Genomic DNA, 14132 nt, shown 5'->3' on the forward strand with positions numbered 1-14132 from the left:
CACGCTCGGCCGATTGAGCACGCGCCAGCGGCGTCACGGCTGCTGCGGCGGAGCGAGCGGCGGGAGCGTCGAGGGGGCCGCGGTCGCCACGGCGCTTCCGCCGCGCGGCCAGGTCGTGACGCTCACCCGACGCTCTCGGCCGAAGGTCCGCGCGACCACGGCGCGCACGTCGGCCGGCTCGACCTCCTCGAGCGCGCGGAGCAGCCTCGGCAGGCTGGCCGGATCGAGCGCAGCCCGCAGCCGCAGATCGGTGATCGGCCGAGGAGACGCCGGCGGCGGCGCGACCGTCGCGCGCCGGGTGAGCTCTCTCTCGAGATCCAGCTTGAGCAAGGCCTTCGCGAGGGCCAGCTCCTTCCAGGTGGGCCCGGACGTCGCGAGCGACGCGAGCTCGGCGTCGAGGCGCTGCTCCAGCTCGGCGGCGCTGCGCGACGGCGCGGGCGTGAGCTCCACCGCCGCGACGCTCGCCTGCGCGCCGAGCGACAGGCGCCCCGTCACCTCCGACGCGAGCTGCCCCTCGGCCACGAGGGCCTTCGCGAGCCGCGCGACGCGCGGGCTGACGAGGATCTCCATCGCCACCCGGAGCGGCGCCTCGTCCGCGCCTCCCTCCGGCGGCGCGATCCAGCCGTAGAGCAGCCGCGGCGCCGGCACCGCGTCCTCGATGACGATCCGCTCCTCGCGCGGATGCGGACCGATGGGCCGCTCCGGCTCCTCGACGGCGCGCTGGAGCGAGCGCGCGAGCGCCTGCTCGACCGCCGCGCGGGAGACGTCGCCCGAGAGCGCGATCGTCGCCTGGGCCGCGGCGCGCTCGCGCCGGAGCGACTCGGTGAGCAGGAGATCGCTCGCCGCGCCTGCGTCGCCGCGCGCCCCTATCAAGGTGCCCTCCAGCGGGTGGCCGGCGGGGAACAGCGCGTCCCCGAGCGCCAGCCACGAGGGGCCGTACGGCGCCCGCTCGAGCGCGCGCCGCGAGGCCGCGCTGGCCTGCCGCCTGAGCTCGGCCACGCGCGCGTCGCTCGCCTCGCCGAGCAGCATCCTGAGCCGCGCGGCGACGAGGTCGACGCCGACGTCGAGATCCCGCGGAGGCACGGTGATCGCGACGCGCGCCTCGCTGGCGAGCGCGGGCCCCGCCGCGCCGGCGTCGCCCGCGGACCGCGCCGGGACGGCGACGGCCGCGCTGATCGAGACGAGCGGCGCCGCGGGGTCTTCCCGGAAGTCGACCGCGATGCCGTTCGGGAGGCGGAAGCGCTGCACCTGCTCCTGGCCGAGGCCCGCGAGGAGCCCGATCTGCTTCTCGATCGCCGCCTCGCGCCCCTTGAGGGCGCGGCGCGCGCTCGGGCCTCCGACGTCGTCGAAGGGCGACGACGGGACGAGGCGCCCGCTCCGGATGCCGAGCGGGTCGTCCTCGAAGGCAGGGCGAAAGCCGACGCCGCCGCCGATCATCACGATCGGGAGCCTCGCATCGAGCGCCTCCGGGTTGCCGAGGAGCGGCATGGGCGCCGGCGCCTGGCCGGGCGGGGTGAAGAGGGGGAGCCGGTTCCGACCGAGCGACACGGGGCGGGGCGGCAGCGACGCGCCGTCCAGCGCGAGCTCGCCGATCGCGGCGCGCCGCGGCAGCCCGGCGCTCGCGCCGTCGCCCTCGTCCTCGTCGAGCTCCTCGTGGTCGAGGTAGGCGGGGAAGAGGGCCATGGCGCGCGCGACGCGATCGGCGGGCAGCGAGATCAGGTGGTCGACACGGCCGGGCGGGACACGGTCGCGCAGGAGCTCGGGGTTGTGCTCGCGCAGCACGGCCGTCGAGATGCCCGCGGCGCGCGCGATCGTGCGGAGCCGCGTCCCCGGCGGCACCGCGACCTCGCCGAGGTCGAGCGGCGGGAGCGGCGCGACGTCGGGCAGGTCCAGCCCGAAGCGGCCGCGGTTCGCCGCGACGATCGCGAAGGCGACGATCTGCGGCACGTAGTCCGCGGTCTCCTTGGGGATGGCGCCGGCCTGCGAGAGCTCCGCGAGCCCGACGGGTCCGCGGGCCTCGGGATCGCGCGCCGCCGCGACCTTCGACAGCGCGCGGAGGACGCCCTCGTGGCCGAGGTTGTACGCCGCCAGCGCGAGGTCCCAGCGGCCGAAGCGCTCGTACAGGTCGCGCAGGTGCGCGGTCGCGGCGTCCGTGGCCCGCGTGATGCCCATGCGGGCGTCGATCCACTCGGACTGCTCCAGGCCGTAGGCCTCGCCCGTCCTCGGCATGAACTGCCAGAGCCCCGCCGCGCCGGCCGGCGAGACCGCCCGCGGGTCGAAGCCGCTCTCGATCGCCGCGACCCAGAGCAGATCCTCCGGGAGGCCCGCCTCGCGGAGCGAGCGCTCGATGATCTCGCGGTACGCGCCGGCGCGCCGGAAGCGCCGCTGGAAGAGGGCGCGTCCCTCGTCGGACTGGGCGAAGAAGCGGACGAACCGCATCGTGCGGCGCGTGAGGGGCACGTCGAGGTCCGGCATCGCCAGCGTCGCCAGCACCGCCCCGTCGGGGTCCTCGAGATCCTCGTCCGCCGCGGGCTGGAACTCGTGCACGAGGAGCGCCGTGAGGGCGGGCGGCGCGTCGCCCGCGGGCGGAGGGCATGCGTCGGCCGCCGCCGCGAGGGCGGGCGCGCGATCGAGCAGGCTGGGATCACGGAAGGCGCGGTACGCCGCCGAGAAGGACGCGCGCACCGATGGCGCCTGACCGACGGCCGCGCCCGAGAGGCAGAGCAGCGCGCCGAGCCCGGTCCACAGAGCGGCTCGCCGTGCCCAGCTCATCGACGTGGATCTTGCTCCGAAACCGCCCGCCAGCGCTACGGCAAAGCGCGGACTCAACGGCGGCGCCGTGGGTTGCTCGACATCGCCACGCTCCCCGGTGCGCCCCGGCGCGCCCGCGGCGATCCGGGGCTTCCCGCGATGTTCCCGCGGTGTTCCCGCACGGATTCCCCGGCGTTCTGCGCCGGCGCCGCGCCCCGCGCCTGCCCGGGGCCGACGGCCCTCGCTGCGACCAGCACTAGCCGCCCGCGTCCGGGCGAGCTAGCAAGCATCGGCGATGCGCTCGTCTCCTGCCGGCCCCCCTTCAGAGAAGAGCTCTCGGCTGGGCGAGGTGCTCGACTTCATGAAGCTCCTGTGGGCCGTCGATCACGGCCTGCAGTCGACGTCGAAGCGCATGGAGGCGAAGATGGGCGTGACGGGCCCGCAGCGCCTCGTCATCCGCATCGTCGGGCGCTACCCGGGGATCTCCGCCGGGCAGCTCGCCGAGATCATGCAGCTGCACCCGAGCACCCTCACGGGGGTGCTGAAGCGGCTGCAAGAGCGCGGGATCATCGAGCGCCGGGTCGACCCGAAGGACGCGCGCCGCGCGCTCCTGGGCCTCACCGCGCGCGGACGCGAGCTCGACAGCCTCCGCACCGGCACGGTGGAGGCGGCCGTGCGACAGGCGCTGAAGTCGGTGCCGCGACGCAAGCTCGACGCCGCGCAGGACGTGCTCGCGGCCGTCGCCGAGGCGCTGCAGCCGCAGCAGGGCGACGGGTAGCGCCGCCGGTCGGATCCGCGCGCGCGGCGCGCGATCCAGTCAGGGCAGCGCCGATCGGAGAATGCCTGCAGGCGCGCACGGCGCTGGAGCCGCGACGCGCCGAGCGAACGGCGCTTCGCGGCCCGAAGCTCGGCGCACGCTGCGTGATCTGCGTGAAGCGCAGGGCTGGGCCGCGACCCGCGGCCCCTCCGGACATCGAACAGAGAAACGGCGGTCGTCCTGCACGGCGATCCGCGCCTCGCCGTCTCCGAGACGGAGGACGTCGCCGCGCCGGACCCGTGAATCGAGGCACTCGGCGCGATCTCCGCGCGGCGCGCGCCGCGCCGAGCGCCTCCCATCACCACGACGGGGGAACCATGAGGCACTGGGTTCTTGGCTCGATCAGCGCGGCGATCATCGCGGCGTCATGGGGCTGCGGCTCCGGAGAACGAGGCGGGCAAGCAGAGACGGGAGGCGGCGGGCACGCGGCGGGAGGCGGCGGGCACGCGGCGGGAGGCGGAGGGACCGGGAGCCATGCCGCGGCCTGCACGATCGCGGCCGAGGGCCTGAAGGTGAGCAGCGGCCGCGGGATCACGCCCTCGATCGCGTGGACCGGGGCGGGCTTCGCCATCGCCTGGCAGGAGCGCGCGGCCGACGAGGGCGACATCCACCTCGCCATGGTCGACGCGGAGGGCAACAAGCTGCGGGAGGAGGTGATCGATGACGGGCCGGGCGTCTCCAGCCACCCGAGCGTCCACCGCGACGAGCAGGGCCTGCTCGTCCTCTGGCAGGATCAGGACGGCGCGGGCAGCGTCGTGCGCGGCCGCCGCGCGACGCTGGAAGGCGTCGCCGAGGGCGCGGCCTTCGATCTGGCCAGGAGCGGAGCGGCCGAGTCCTGGCCCACCGCGGCGGCGAGCCAGGACGGGACGCTCGTCGCGTGGATGGACGCGGGCGGGTCGCGGCTCGGCCACCTCGACGGCGGCGCGCTGAGCAGCTCGACGCCGCTGGATCAGGCGCAATTCCCGGCCGTCGCCTCGGACGGCGAGAAGACCGCGGTGGTCTGGACCCGGGGCGACGCGCTCGACTTCGCCAGGCCGGGCCAGGAGAGCGCTCCGCTCGATCCGATCGCGCACCAGGGCGTCACGGCAAAGCTGCCGCGCGTCGTGCTCGGCGGGGACGACGCCTTTCTCGTCTGGGAGGACACCCGCAGCGGCACGGAGCAGATCCGCGCGCTCCGGATCTCCGCGCAGGACGAGGTGTCGCCCGAGGCCATCGTCTCGCACGGCGAAGACAGCGCCAACTGGCCGGCGCTCGCGTGGACAGGGCGCGGCCTCGCCGTCGCGTACTACCAGTTCCGCGACGGTCCCCCGGGGGTCTTCGTCACGCTGCTGGGCCGGGACCTCGAGCCCATGGGCGACGAGATCGAGGCGAGCGGCGGCGCGACCGCCCGGTACCCGGCGCTGGCCTGGACAGGCCAGGAGCTCGGTATCGCCTACACGGAGCAAGACCAGGGCATCCGGCTCTCGCGCGCCAGTTGCCCCTAGAACACCGATCACGTTGATCGAGCGAGAAGTGAACCGCCAAGGCGCCATAAGACGCCAAGATTTTTGTGATTCTCTTGGCGTCCTTGGCGCCTTGGCGGTTCGAATTCTGCTCTCTTCTGGCGGTTTCAACCCGTTTGTCGCTCTAGCTCCGCCCGCCCACGCGGCGCGATCCGCCGCGACCGTTCACCGCATCCCGCCCGCACGGGCGGCGCGCGGGGGCGCGACCAGGCCGCCCGCGACGGCGCGAGGTCGTCGCTCGCAGCAGCGCAGCCCGATCGCCCGCGGCGATGCGCCCGCGTCGCCGCCGCGGCCCCGGATCGAACCCTGCAACCGCCCTCGGCGTGGCCGTCCTCCCCTGCGCCGTTGCGATCCTAATCTGCACAGCCGTGCTCGGCGCCTACGCCGTGCGCGTCGCGCGCCGCGGCCGACCCGCGATGCCGCGGCTCGGCGCCTCTCCTGGGAGCGCGCTGCTCCCCAGGCCGGTGGTCGAGGCCTTCTACTGGTCGTTCCACGCCCCCGCACGCGCGCTCGTGCGCCTCGGCGTCTCGCCGGACGCGCTCACCTACCTCTCGCTCGGCCTGTCGCTCGCCTGCGCGCCGCTGCTCGCGGCCGGCCGCTTCCGGTCCGGCGCCGCGCTGCTCATCGCCGGCGCCGTCCTCGACGCGCTCGACGGCATGGTGGCGCGCGAAGGCGGCAAGGCGTCGCGCGCCGGCGCGGTGCTCGACTCGTGCCTCGACCGCCTGTCCGACGCCGCGCCGCTCATCGGCCTCGCCGTCTTCTACCGAGAGCACCCCGCGGCGCTCGCGATCCCGCTCGTCGCGATGGTCGCCTCGTCGCTCGTGAGCTACGCGCGCGCCAAGGCCGACGCTTACCAGATCTCGCTGCCCGACGGGCTGATGCGCCGGCACGAGCGGCTCGCCTACCTCGTCGCGGCGCTCGTCTTCGGCCCGGCCGTGCCGACCACGCGGCTGACAGGCGCCCTCCCCTTCCCGATCACGATCGCCTGTCTCGCCCTCGTGGCAGGCGTCGGCCTCGCCGCGGGCCTGCGGCTCGTGCAGCGCACGCGCACCGCCCTCGCGGCGGCCGACGCGGCGGCGCGCGTGCGCTGCACGAGCCGAGGACGACCGCGCGCTCCGGTGGAGAGCACCCGCGCCTGCTGCGCGGCGGAAAGGCCACGAGCGCGCCGCTGTGATGCCGGCCAGGACGGCGCGGCTCAGGCGGGCGGCGCCTTGCCGCCGCTCGCCGAGGCGTCGGGCTCCCAGAGGAGCTCCGGCGTGCCGAGGAGCGCGGCCGCCCAGCGGCTCCAGACGAAGAGCGCGTCGCTCAGGCGGTTCAGGTAGCGGACCGCGTGCGGATCGGCGTGGCCGGCCTGGGCCAGGCGCACGCAGCAGCGCTCCGCCCGGCGGCACACCGTCCGCGCCACGTGGAGATCCGTGTTGAGCCGCGAGCCGCCGGGGAGGACGAACGAGCGCAGCGGCGGCAGATCGGCCTGGCAGCGGTCCATCTCGGCCTCGAGGAGATCGATCTCGGCCTGCGTCACGCGCGGCTGCTTCGGGTGGACGTCCTCCGGGAGCGTCGCGAGGATCGACCCGAGGTTGAAGAGCTCGTGCTGGACGCGGAGCAGCGTGCGCCCGAGCTCCACGAGGCGCTGGGCGCCCTCGCTCGGCGCCCCCGGGAGCAGCTTGATCAACGTCTGCCGCGCGGCGCCGACGAGCGCGTTGAGCTCGTCGACGGTGCCGTAGGTCTCGATCCGCGCGTCGTCCTTCGGGACGAGCTGCCCGCCGACGAGCCGGGTCAGCCCGCCGTCCCCCTGCCGCGTGTAGACACGGTTGATCGTGATCTTCGGCGCCTTGAAGACGCGGGCGCCGCCGCTCTCCCCGCCGTCCGGCGTCTGGGCACCCGTCCCGCGCGTATCGTCGTCGCTCACGGGGAGCTCACGTAAGGCGTCAGCGCACGAGGGTCAAGAAACGCCGCCGGAGGCGATGTTGACGATCCTCCGGGGGAAGTGGAACAGTCCTGTCCCTATGCGCTCAGCAGGGCTGCTGCTCCGTCATCCCGTCTCCATCGCCCTCGTCCTCGCCGCGATCCCCGTCGCGGCCGGCTGCGCCGCCGAGCCGGCCGCGCGACCGGCGCCGAAGCCCGCCGTCACGGCGGAGATGGCGCGCATCGCGGAGAGCCAGCGCCGCGTCGACGAGGCGAGCCGCGCGCTGTCCGACAAGCGGTACGCCGACGCCCGCGGGCTGCTCGACAAGGCGAGCGGGCTCGGCGTCGACTCGCACCGGTACCAGATCGGCGAGCTGCGCGAGAAGGTCGACAGGCGCGAGGCGAAGGTCTGGGCCGACGACGCCGCCGAGCTGCTCGACCAGAAGGAGTGCGAGGCCGCGTTCCACAAGCTGTCGGCGCGGATCGACGAGCTGAAGAGCGAGGCGTTCACCCACGAGGTCCGGCGGCTCGTGGCGTCGCAGGCCGCGGCGTGCGCGAGCAGGAAGGTCGACGACGCGACCATCGCCGGCAAGCTCGCGGAGGCGCGCGCGTTCCTCGCGGCCCCGCCGACGAGGGCGGTCCTCGGCGACGCCGCCACGGACCGGCTCACCGCGGAGCTCGACGCCACCATCGCCGAGGTCCTCTATGCGCAGGTCGAGGCGGACGTCTCGGCCGGACGCTGGGCGAGCGTGGTCGAGAAGATCGACGCCGCCGTGAAGCGTGGAGACACCTCCGAAGAGCAAGGGCGCGCGATCCTCGGGCGGGTCCGCGCGGCCGCGGCGCCACGGCTGGCCGAGCTCGCCGGCAGGGCGCTCGGCACCCAGGACGCGGCAGCCACGCTCGAGCAGCTCGACGCCACCGTCGCGCTCCTGCGCTGGGAAGCGCCCGCGCCCGACGCGGCCGAGCTGCCAGGGAGCGGCGCGCTGCCCGAGCTGCTCGCGCGGAAGCGCGCCGCCCTCGCGGCGTGGGTCGAGGCGCGGAAGGTCCGGATGAAGCCCATGAAGAAGCCGGAGAAGCGCTGGTCTCACGGCACCGTCGCCGTCTCGCCCGCGTCGGACAGCGACGGCGAGCCGACGCGCAGCCTCCTGCCCTCGACGCCCGTGTGGGTCATCGGCCAGACCAAGGATCGCGCGCTGGTGACCGAGGTCGACCCCGGCACGGCCGTGGTCACGGCGGCGTTCGACGTCGCGATCGGGTGGGTGCCGCTGCCGCGCCTCGCCCAGGAGCCGACCGTCGACTGGCTACCGCCGAACGACCAGCTGAAGGGCGAGCGCGTGTGGGGCCCGCTCCGGGAGAAGCAGCCGACGCTCGAGCTCGGCGTGGTGAGCGACGTCCAGGGAGCCGACATCACCGTCCGGCGGCTCGCCGACGACGCCGAGATCAAGCTGCCGCGCAAGCAGCTCCGCAGCGGGCGCCTCGCCCCGGGCACCAAGGTGCTCGCGCTCTGCAAGTCGGAGAACGAGCCGGCGACGATCATCGACGTGCCGCCCGCAGGCCGCGTCGCGCGCATCGAGTGCGAGGGGGGCATGCAGAAGGAGGAGCCCCTCGCCTCGCTCCGATCGCGGCCCGATCTCCTGCCCCGCAGCCGCTAGCGCCGCCCTGGCGGAGCCCAGCCCTCCGGCCGCCGCCGCGCGGCTGGCTGCGCCGCGCCGGCAGACCGAGCCGACCCGCCTCGCCCCCGCCGACAGGCGCGGCGCCCGCTCTGCCCGCGCAGCCACAATTCTCGACCGCCGGCCGTCCGTCGTTGACTCGTAGCGCCGGGCACCTAAGTCTCTCCATCCCTGAGGAGCCACGATGCCTACGACCTATAGCGACCTCATCTCCGACGTCCGCAAGTCCATCCGCGAGCTCTCGCTGACTGAGCTCAAGCGCCGCCTCGACGACAAGGTCCCGATGGTGCTCCTGGATGTGCGTGAGAAGGAGGAGTACCGCGCCGGCTTCATCCCGGGCGCGATCTCGATCCCGCGAGGCTTTCTGGAGATCCAAGTCGAGCAGCGGCTGCCGGACAAGTCGGCCCACATCGTGGCCTATTGCGCCGGCGGCACGCGCTCGGCGCTCGCCGCGAAGACGCTCCAGGAGCTCGGCTACACCAACGTGGAGAGCGCCAACCCGGGCTTCTCCCGCTGGAAGGACATGGCCTACCCGGTCGAGATGCCGCCCAGCCTCACGGACGCGCAGCGGGATCGGTACTCCCGGCACCTGCTCCTGCCCGAGGTCGGCGAGGCGGGGCAGGCCAAGCTGCTCGCCTCCAAGGTGCTCCTGCTGGGCGCCGGCGGCCTCGGCAGCCCGGCGGCCCTCTACCTGGCCGCCGCCGGCGTGGGGACGATCGGCCTCGTCGACGCCGACGTCGTCGACAACTCGAACCTCCAGCGGCAGATCCTCCACGCGACCTCGCGCGTCGGCAAGCCCAAGGTCGACAGCGCCGAAATCGCGATCCGCGACCTGAACCCCGACGTGAAGGTCGTGAAGTTCCAGGAGCGCGTCGACAGCGGCAACGTCGACCGTATCTTCGAGCAGTTCGACATCATCGTCGACGGGTGCGACAATTTCCCGACGCGCTACCTCGTGAACGACGCCTCGGTCTTCAAGAAGAAGCCGGTCGTGCACGGCTCGATCTTCCGCTTCGAGGGCCAGGTGACGACGTTCATGCCGGGCGTCGGCCCCTGCTACCGGTGCCTCTACCCCGAGCCGCCGCCCCCCCACCTCGCGCCGAGCTGCCAGGAGGCGGGCGTGCTCGGGATCCTGCCGGGGACCGTCGGCATGATCCAGGCGACCGAGGCGGTCAAGCTGATCCTCGGCAAGGGGACGCCGCTCATCGGCCGGCTCCTCACCTACGACTCGCTGCGGATGAAGTTCGGCGAGCTCAAGCTGCGCCGCGACAAGAACTGCCCCGTGTGCGGCGAGTCGCCGACCATCACGAGCTACATCGACTACGAAGGCTTCTGCACGCTCGGCTGAGCGGACACGCCGCGCGCGGCGCGCTCGACGACGAGCGCCCGCGCGGCGGGGCGCGCGCGACGGCGACCAGGATCACGTCCACGACGACGAGCGCCCGCGCCGCGCGGCCGGGCGCTCCGCTGTGTCACGAGGGGTACTGGAGCACCGTGGCCTTCTCGGGCCGCTCGATCGCCTCCACGCGGCTCGTCACGATCTGCCGCTCCATCCCGTCCTGATCCATCTGGGTGAAATAGATGGGGCTGCCGACGCGCGCGTTCTGCGGCTCCGGGATCACGACGCCGTTCGGGTTGATCCGAACCGCGCCCTGGAGCTTCAGGTGCAGCGCGAGGTGGGCTGGCCTGAACTTGCGCGCGGCCCGATCGCGGACCGCGACGCAGATGTCGTCGCGGACGTGATACTCCGTGTTGCGGGTGATGAAGACCCGGTGCTTGCGGCGCTCCGTGCCGGTGTAGTCCATGCTCGCTCCTTCGCGCCCTTCGGCGCGGCACGCATCGTGGCAAGGCGCGCCGCGCGTGGCCAAATTCGTCGCTGCCGCGCGGCCCCCGGCGTCCCGCACGAAATCAGGTGCCGCAGCAACTTTGTGCGAATCTCCGCGCGCTTTTGGGACGCAGCGCGCGGCGGTGCCACGATCGCGATCGCCATGTCGCGCAGCGAGCGTCTACCCGGTCCCGGTCTGGCGAAGGTCCAGCGTCCACCGCTCCTCCAGCGGAGGCACATCGAGCTCGTGACCTGCTCGACGGGGCGCCTCCACGCGCTGTTCGACGGCGCCGACGTGCTGAGCGAGGGCAGCACCCGCCACGAGGGGGGCGCGCTCGTCTACTACGGGTCGACCAGCCTGCACGTCGCGCTGCCGCCGGACGCGCCGCTGGCGGCGCTGCTCGATCGGGCGCTCGCGCTCGACCCTCACCTCAGGTTGCGGGCGCTCCGCGTGGCGCACCGAGAAGCCGCCGCGCGCGCGGGGGGCCCGCTCGGGCCGATGCAGGCCGAGATCCGCTGCGGCTTGGCGCCGCGCGCCGCGGCGGTCTCGTTCGCGCTGACCGTGGACGTCACGGCGCGCGTGCTGATAACGACGGACAGGACGGCGCGCGCGTGATGGCGATGCAAGGACCTTCCCGACGAGACCGCGACCGCGGGCCGTGCCCCCTTGACGCGCGTGTCCACGTGGAGAACGGGAGCACTCCGGCGCGAGGCGGGGTACGCTCCCCACGACGCGCTCTGCCTCCGCCGATCCTCGGCGCGGAGCCGGTGACGCTGCGATGAGCAAGAAGGACCGTTCCGCCTCCGGAAATTCCGACAAGGTGATCCACGTCGTGTTCGGCCCTGGTGGCGGGCGGGTGTCGCAGCCCCCGCCCGCGCCGAGGGCGGGCGCGATGGAGGCGCCGCCCCCTGCGCCGGGCGCCCGCGAGCCGGTCACCGACATGTTCACCGGCACCGAGGTCGCGCGGCTGCTCGGCATCTCGCCCGGGCGACTGCGCTCGCTCGATCGCGCCGGCATCGCGGCGCCGAGCGGCCGGCGGCGGGGGCGGCGCGCGTACACCTTCTCGGACCTGATCGCGCTGCGCGCCGCGCGCGACCTGATCGCCCGCAAGGTGCGCCTGCGCGACGTCGCGCGGGCGATCGACAACATCCGGACCGCGCTCCCCAAGGTGACGCGCCCCCTCGCCGAGCTCCGCGTCGCCTTCGACGGCAAGGCGGTCGTGGTCCGGGGCGCGTCGGGCGCGTTCGAGCCGCTCACGGGGCAGATGGTGCTCGACTTCGAGGTGAAGGAGCTGCGCGACGACGTCGTGCGGGTGCTCCGCCCGAAGGTGGGCCGGGACCGCGCGCGCACGGCCTACGAGCTCTACATGCAGGCCAGCCAGCTCGATGAGGATCCGGCGACGATGGACGAGGCCGAGGCGCTCTACCGTCGCGCGCTCGAGATCGACCCGTGGCTGGCCATCGCCTACACGAACCTCGGCAACATCTGCTTCCGGCGCAACGCCGAGGAGCAGGCGGAGGCGCTCTACATGAAGGCGCTCGATCTCGACGCGTCCCAGCCGGAGGCGCAGTACAACCTCGGCTACGTGATGCTCGAGCGCGGCCAGGCGGCCGACGCCATCCGCTATTTCCAGGGCGCGATCGCGAGCGATCCGCGCTTCGCGGACGCCTACTACAACCTCGCGATGGCCTACGAGCAGATCGGCGATCCGACGAAGGCGCGCCCGTGCTGGCGCAGGTACCTCGAGATCGAGCCGACCGGCACGTGGGCCGAGATCGCGCGCAGGCACCTCTGAGGCGGGCGCCGCGGGCGTCGCCGACGCGCCCGCGACGTGGCAGGTCTTGGCGGTCGGAACCAGCGAGTGAGCGCGAGAGGTTGTTAGAGCGCGCTCCCATTCAGGAGAGGTGAACGAGATGAGCGACGTGGGATCGGCCCGGCGGGCCAAGGACGAGCTCAAGGCCAAGATCAGCGGCGAGCCGTGGTGTGTCGGCATCGGGGTCGAGCGGGAGGACGGGGTCGGCTTCATCGTCCGCGTCAGCATCCGGTCCGGAGGAGCCGACGCGGCGCGCGCGGTCATCCCGGCGCGCATCGGCGGCGTGCTGATCAAGGTGATCGAGAACGACCCCTGAGCACGGCCGATCCGCGGTCTTCAAATATCGCCAGGCCGCGCAAACCGTGTAAGCTGCGCGCCTCGTGAACGAGCGCAATCTCTCCCGCCGACTTTCCACGAGCATCGTTGATGCGTTGAAGGCGCACGGGCACATCCTCGTGGCCAGGGGCGGCGCGACGGCGCTCGCGCGCGAGCTGGAGGACAAGATGGCCGCGGACATCGCGGCCATCACGCCTCGGCTCGAGCCGTGGGCCCTCGTCGACGGAGAGCCCACGACGACGTTCGGCACCGACGAGATCGACGACCAGGTCGAGGAGCTCGTGGCGAACCTCACGAGCACGTTGATGGAGTCCGAGCACGTCGAGGACATCTTCACCGAGGACAACGTGATCAAGCGGGACGTCTTCCGCGTGATGCGCGACGCGCTGCTCGGGCCGCGGCCCGAGCTCGGCCTCGAGGACGACGGCCCTGTGCACGTGCGCCTGGACACGCTCGGGTACGTCGCCTCGACGGTCGGCAAGCGCGCGCCGGCGCAGGTGCTGCGCGAGTCGCTGACGCGCGCGGCCCAGAGCGCCGGCGGCAAGCTCACGGGCTACGATCCCGAGCTCCGCGAGGCGACCTTCTCGCTCGAGAGCAGCGACCCCGACGCGCGGCTCGAGATCGAGGAGGCGGTGGCCGACGAGCTCTCCGATCTCGTCGAGGCGAAGGTGGTGACGCTCCCGATGCTGGAGCGCCGCTTCGAGCTGCAGCGCAAGATCGAGGCCGGGGCGCGCGGCGGTCTGCGCCAGCGGATCGACTCCATCGCCTCGAGGATGCTGCGCGAAGGCGGCTGTGCCGCGTCGTGGGAGCTCGCGGGCGATCGGGTCCTCAAGCTCAAGCTCACGCCGCTGTCCGAGCAGGATGCGCTCGAGGTCGACAGCCACATGACCGACTTCAAGCGTGAGATCGCGGTGGTGCTCGGCGACCCGCTCGACGAGCTCGACGTCGCCCAGAAGCCGGCCGCCGCTCCCCTCCGCAACGACGCCCCGCCGTCGCGACGCCGCGAGCCCGCTCCCGTGGCGGTGGAGGAAGAGAGCGAAGACCTCGACGACGAGGGCGAGGACGAGGACGAGGACGAAGACCTCGACGACGAGGAGGAAGAAGACCTCGACGAAGAGGAAGAAGACCTCGACGAGGAGGAAGAAGACCTCGACGACGACGAGGAAGAAGCCCTCGACGACGACGAGGACCTCGACGAGGAGGAGGCGCCCTCCAAGAAGGCCGCTCCGCGTGAGAAGCCCCGCAAGCCGGCCGAGCCGGCGACGGAGCAGCCCGCGGCGAGCAAGGCCAGGGCCGTGGCGGTCCGAGGCGCGAAGAAGGAGCCGGCGAAGAAGCCGGCGGCCGCGACCAAGAAGGCGAGCGCGCCGGCGGAGAAGGCGGCGACCGGGAAGGCCGCGGCGCCGGCCTCCGTGAAGAAGGCGGCGAAGGCGCCTGCCAAGAAGGCGGCGAAGGCGCCCGCCAAGAAGGCGGCGAAGGCGCCCGCCAAGAAGGCGGCGGCGAAGAAGCGCTGAT

At 73.7% G+C, this 14132-nt stretch carries 11 protein-coding genes and 1 pseudogene; 9 read left to right on the forward strand and 3 right to left on the reverse strand.

Annotation, left to right across the window (positions count from 1 at the left end):
• Nucleotides 1-33: 33 nt before the first annotated feature.
• Entirely contained in the window at nt 34-2772 is a 2739-nt protein-coding gene (locus tag WMF34_RS19930) for a transglycosylase SLT domain-containing protein (RefSeq protein WP_437994201.1), read from the reverse strand.
• 274 nt (nt 2773-3046) lie between these two features.
• On the opposite strand from WMF34_RS19930, the gene WMF34_RS19935 reads away from it, so the two are divergent.
• The 3 genes and pseudogenes from WMF34_RS19935 to WMF34_RS19945 form a co-directional block, all read left to right on the forward strand.
• Nucleotides 3047-3529 (forward strand): MarR family winged helix-turn-helix transcriptional regulator, encoded by a 483-nt coding sequence (locus WMF34_RS19935; RefSeq protein ID WP_012236483.1) that lies wholly within the window; start codon nt 3047-3049, stop codon nt 3527-3529.
• Between the two features lie 356 nt (nt 3530-3885).
• A complete protein-coding gene (locus WMF34_RS19940) occupies nt 3886-5052 on the forward strand; it encodes a hypothetical protein (protein ID WP_437994202.1) in 1167 nt (388 codons plus the stop codon).
• A gap of 434 nt (nt 5053-5486) precedes the next feature.
• Nucleotides 5487-5933: pseudogene (locus tag WMF34_RS19945) on the forward strand (CDP-alcohol phosphatidyltransferase family protein); the annotation flags it as partial.
• Nucleotides 5934-6265: 332 nt separating this feature from the next.
• Here the strand turns inward: WMF34_RS19945 and WMF34_RS19950 are convergent.
• Nucleotides 6266-6979, reverse strand: coding sequence for a cob(I)yrinic acid a,c-diamide adenosyltransferase (locus WMF34_RS19950; protein ID WP_437994203.1), 714 nt, complete (start codon nt 6977-6979; stop codon nt 6266-6268).
• 97 nt (nt 6980-7076) lie between these two features.
• On the opposite strand from WMF34_RS19950, the gene WMF34_RS19955 reads away from it, so the two are divergent.
• Both WMF34_RS19955 and moeB read left to right on the forward strand, forming a co-directional pair.
• Nucleotides 7077-8627 (forward strand): hypothetical protein, encoded by a 1551-nt coding sequence (locus tag WMF34_RS19955; RefSeq protein WP_437994204.1) that lies wholly within the window; start codon nt 7077-7079, stop codon nt 8625-8627.
• Between the two features lie 202 nt (nt 8628-8829).
• Entirely contained in the window at nt 8830-9993 is a 1164-nt protein-coding gene (moeB, locus tag WMF34_RS19960; RefSeq protein ID WP_012236488.1) for a molybdopterin-synthase adenylyltransferase MoeB, read from the forward strand.
• A gap of 124 nt (nt 9994-10117) precedes the next feature.
• Here the strand turns inward: moeB and WMF34_RS19965 are convergent, their stop codons facing one another.
• On the reverse strand, nt 10118-10450 hold the full coding sequence (locus tag WMF34_RS19965; RefSeq protein ID WP_012236489.1) for a hypothetical protein: 333 nt from the start codon (nt 10448-10450) through the stop codon (nt 10118-10120).
• 183 nt (nt 10451-10633) lie between these two features.
• On the opposite strand from WMF34_RS19965, the gene WMF34_RS19970 reads away from it, so the two are divergent.
• The 4 genes from WMF34_RS19970 to WMF34_RS19985 all read left to right on the forward strand — a co-directional run bounded on the left by WMF34_RS19970 (nt 10634) and on the right by WMF34_RS19985 (nt 14131).
• The gene (locus WMF34_RS19970; RefSeq protein WP_437994205.1) at nt 10634-11086 is read left to right on the forward strand and encodes a hypothetical protein; all 453 of its coding nucleotides are present in this window, start codon (nt 10634-10636) and stop codon (nt 11084-11086) included.
• 163 nt (nt 11087-11249) lie between these two features.
• Nucleotides 11250-12266, forward strand: coding sequence for a tetratricopeptide repeat protein (locus tag WMF34_RS19975; protein WP_437994206.1), 1017 nt, complete (start codon nt 11250-11252; stop codon nt 12264-12266).
• Between the two features lie 118 nt (nt 12267-12384).
• A complete protein-coding gene (locus WMF34_RS19980; RefSeq protein ID WP_012236492.1) occupies nt 12385-12600 on the forward strand; it encodes a hypothetical protein in 216 nt (71 codons plus the stop codon).
• Between the two features lie 64 nt (nt 12601-12664).
• On the forward strand, nt 12665-14131 hold the full coding sequence (locus WMF34_RS19985) for a hypothetical protein (protein ID WP_437994207.1): 1467 nt from the start codon (nt 12665-12667) through the stop codon (nt 14129-14131).
• The last annotated feature ends 1 nt before the right edge of the window (nt 14132 follow it).

It is taken from the genome of Sorangium sp. So ce145, assembly GCF_051525985.1.
Classification (GTDB): Bacteria; Myxococcota_A; Polyangia; order Polyangiales; family Polyangiaceae; genus Sorangium; species Sorangium cellulosum_B.

Bases quoted from the DNA above. Each gene is read 5' to 3' on its own strand.
- WMF34_RS19930 (WP_437994201.1), bottom strand. From the start codon at position 2,772: ATGAGCTGGGCACGGCGAGCCGCTCTGTGGACCGGGCTCGGCGCGCTG.
- WMF34_RS19935 (WP_012236483.1), top strand. From the start codon at position 3,047: ATGCGCTCGTCTCCTGCCGGCCCCCCTTCAGAGAAGAGCTCTCGGCTG.
- WMF34_RS19940 (WP_437994202.1), top strand. From the start codon at position 3,886: ATGAGGCACTGGGTTCTTGGCTCGATCAGCGCGGCGATCATCGCGGCG.
- WMF34_RS19955 (WP_437994204.1), top strand. From the start codon at position 7,077: ATGCGCTCAGCAGGGCTGCTGCTCCGTCATCCCGTCTCCATCGCCCTC.
- moeB (WP_012236488.1), top strand. From the start codon at position 8,830: ATGCCTACGACCTATAGCGACCTCATCTCCGACGTCCGCAAGTCCATC.
- WMF34_RS19965 (WP_012236489.1), bottom strand. From the start codon at position 10,450: ATGGACTACACCGGCACGGAGCGCCGCAAGCACCGGGTCTTCATCACC.
- WMF34_RS19970 (WP_437994205.1), top strand. From the start codon at position 10,634: ATGTCGCGCAGCGAGCGTCTACCCGGTCCCGGTCTGGCGAAGGTCCAG.
- WMF34_RS19975 (WP_437994206.1), top strand. From the start codon at position 11,250: ATGAGCAAGAAGGACCGTTCCGCCTCCGGAAATTCCGACAAGGTGATC.
- WMF34_RS19980 (WP_012236492.1), top strand. From the start codon at position 12,385: ATGAGCGACGTGGGATCGGCCCGGCGGGCCAAGGACGAGCTCAAGGCC.